Here is a 2,515-nt window from a genome sequence, read left to right as displayed (position 1 = left end):
GTGTCCATCCGGATCAATGACAAACGCCCCAAAATAATTAGGATGATATTCTTCCCGAATGCCAGGACCCCCATTATCTTTAGCGCCAGCCGCGAGAGCGGCTTCATAAAATTGCCTGACCTGATCACGGTTGTCGGCTGAAAAAGCAATATGCATTGGCCCATGAGCTTGTTCCGCTTCCCCAAACCAGAACTCAGGTTTTCCATCACGCCCATAACCTGACCACCCATCGTATTCCATTACCTTTTTAATCCCCAACGGGGCCAGCGCCTTTGTATAAAAATCGTTGCTTTTTTGGCTGTCTGATATGGCAAAACCTATGTGATCAATAATCATCTCCTGTATCCTCCATCCATTGTTGAGGTTGAAAACCTGATTAGGTTATCACTATTGACAGAAATAAAAAGGGTTGTGAACCTTGTTCGCAATTTGTTCTTAAATGCCGTTTTTTGATCGCAATATGCAGGACTTAAGGCAATATAACAGTGCTCATTTATTTCTTTCTATTGAGAAAACTGCAAGTTGCGCAGGATCGATTCGGAGGTGATTAACGCTGCTGGTTTACTATTGAATAATTCTATTGTCACAAGACTAGCCAAAAGGACCCCGTGTCATTTAAAGTAAATCACTTTATTACTAATCTATTACTGGCAAATGTTAATGAGTCAAAAGCTCAGCAATCATCGCCACAGAGTGCGCCTCAAGTCATCGGTGGATATTGAGGGTGTCAATGCCGACACCGTGTTTAACCTGATAACTGATTTGCCACGAAAAACACGCTTGTGTCGCCATACCGCGGTCATTAACATCAGTCGCAATCCAGCGGGACCGGTTTCTGTAGGTACAGTTTTTCACCATCGCGTCGCTGTCGATGGTCATATTGCCGATTACTGCAATAGCGTGGTGGCCTATGAGCAGAATAAATACATGATAACTGAATCCGATTCTTCCCCGCCATTTCGTATCGAGGTCTCAGTAGAAGCCATCGAGTGCGGGACACGCCTGACACAGGAGGAATCCTTTGCCTTTACGGAACTGGTGTTACCGGTCCCTACCGCATCGGGCCGTCTCGGTAAAGTGCTCCGATTACTGTTCGGTGACGATAAGGTCATTCGGCAGGGCGAATCTGCACTGCAACGGGAAGTAAGAGAGGCGCAGCAACGGCTTCAGCCTCGACTGGATGACTGGCTGGATAACATAAAACGTCACCTGGAAACCGAAAGCCGATATCTACAGGCATAAACAATAATAGAGATAACCCAAGTTGCCAGGATAATCCGGTTGCTTAGCTAGCGCTTTCTTTCACTTTGGGCTCTACCACGAAGTAATTGCTTCTACTAATACCAGCAATTGTTCTATGAACCCGAATTTTACAAGTATCCCGATTCCATTTGTAGTAAACCTGACAAACCCACCCACATGCAACCACTTTCATACTTCTAAGCTGTTGATAAATCAACACTGTCACCGCTGGCACAGCGCTTGCTCTAACTATATATAAACAAACCAACATTCGAACTTAAACACTGTTGCACAGGCAATGTAGCCCATGTCTTTTAGCTTTGATCTGAACGATGCCATGATGGATTTTACGCCGCCAACCCATCCGGATGGCTGCACCCAGTGTGGGATCTGTCTTTCCACCTGCCCCACTTACGCCAGGAGCGAGGACGCAGAACAGTCGCCCATGGGTCGTATTCGGTTGATGCGAACACTGGAAAAAAACAGCAGCGATGGCGTGGACCCGGAACAACAGGCAAAGCTGGAAAGCTGCCTGGGTTGCTACACCTGCGAGTTAGTCTGCCCATCGAAGGTTAATTTCGGCAAGATGCTGGATGAGTCCCTGGCACGCATACGCGAACAGCGACCTGTACCGCGCATTACCCGCATGATGCTGTGGCTGGCATGCAGAATCTCGGTTATGAAGTCCATCATACAAGTCACTTATCTCGTACAGATCCTGGGCTTGCGCACGCTACTGTCAAAACTCGGATTACTCAAGCTCATGGGCCTGCATCGAACCGATGCATTACTGGGCAGAGTTAACTATCCCGGTAAGTTAAGTAACCACATCGATCAAGGCCGTAATGACCAGCGCATTGCCCTCTTTACGGGCTGCTTCAGCTCGGTGATGGAGCAGGATATCCAGCAGGCAGCCATCGATGTGTTCAACGCCCTCGGCCTGGAAGTGGCCCTGCCCAGGGGACAGGGTTGTTGCGGTGCACTGCATCGCCACAACGGCGAACTGGAAATCGCAGAGAAACTGGCGCGGACAAACATAAAATCTTTTTCCCACCATAAGGCCGACGCCATTGTTACCACCAGCAGCGGTTGCGGTGCCAGCCTGAAAGATTATGGCGAGTGGCTGGAGGGCGAAGAGCTGACAGCTCCGGTTTTGGATGTGAGCCACTATCTCGCCAATGCCCTGAGGCAGCGCAAGCTGGTGTTTGACCGGCTGCCTTTGAAGGTCGCGTTACATACTCCCTGCACCCTTCGCCAGGACGACGGCCAGGTC

General features: G+C 49.1%; 3 protein-coding genes. 2 read left to right on the top strand and 1 reads right to left on the bottom strand.

All coding sequences use genetic code 11. From position 1 onward, the window contains the following. The coding region (locus ACWVCM_RS02645; RefSeq protein WP_455200155.1) for a VOC family protein at positions 1-336 on the bottom strand (336 nt) is incomplete at its 3' end. Positions 337-660: 324 nt separating this feature from the next. Between ACWVCM_RS02645 and ACWVCM_RS02640 the strand changes: the two genes are divergently transcribed. Beyond that, positions 661-1,242 carry a hypothetical protein gene (locus ACWVCM_RS02640; RefSeq protein WP_455200154.1) on the top strand — a complete coding sequence of 194 codons (582 nt, stop codon included), beginning with the start codon at positions 661-663 and terminating at the stop codon, positions 1,240-1,242. A 307-nt stretch (positions 1,243-1,549) separates the two neighbouring features. Next, positions 1,550-2,515, top strand: a 966-nt coding sequence (locus ACWVCM_RS02635; protein WP_455200153.1) for a (Fe-S)-binding protein, incomplete at its 3' end; no start/stop codon positions are given.

Source organism: Kaarinaea lacus (assembly GCF_975902315.1).
The sequence above is the reverse complement of the archived record's forward strand: the minus strand, read 5'-3'. Positions and strand labels throughout refer to the sequence as shown.

Bases quoted from the DNA above. Each gene is read 5' to 3' on its own strand.
- ACWVCM_RS02640 (WP_455200154.1), top strand. From the start codon at position 661: ATGAGTCAAAAGCTCAGCAATCATCGCCACAGAGTGCGCCTCAAGTCA.